Source organism: Pseudomonas sp. SIMBA_067 (assembly GCF_046534675.1).
GTDB lineage: Bacteria > Pseudomonadota > Gammaproteobacteria > Pseudomonadales > Pseudomonadaceae > Aquipseudomonas > Aquipseudomonas putida.
The window spans coordinates 1-270 of sequence record NZ_JAWRYH010000461.1 but is presented as its reverse complement, the minus strand read 5'-3'; the positions used below and the strand labels follow the sequence as shown (position 1 = coordinate 270).

Sequence of the window (270 nt, the reverse complement as noted above, 5' to 3'; positions counted from 1 at the left end):
AGGTTTAAACATGATGTGGCAATATAAGCCATCTTTATTAGCAATAAGCATTATAATGCTAAGCGGTTGTGTGAGTAACTTAAACCCATCGCAGCGCCAACAAGCTCCAAATAATTTACCACAGCAGTGGCAGCAACAAGCAGCAAGTTCGGTATTAAAAGTGGATGATGAATGGTTAACTCCACTGCACACGCCATTACTTAATAAATACGTAAAACAAGCGCTTAAAAACAACCAACAACTATTACAAACCAGCTATGATGTCGCTAT

At 38.5% G+C, this 270-nt stretch carries 1 pseudogene; it reads left to right on the top strand.

Annotated elements, in window-relative coordinates:
* Positions 1–270, top strand: a pseudogene (locus SB765_RS29895) (hypothetical protein); the annotation flags it as partial.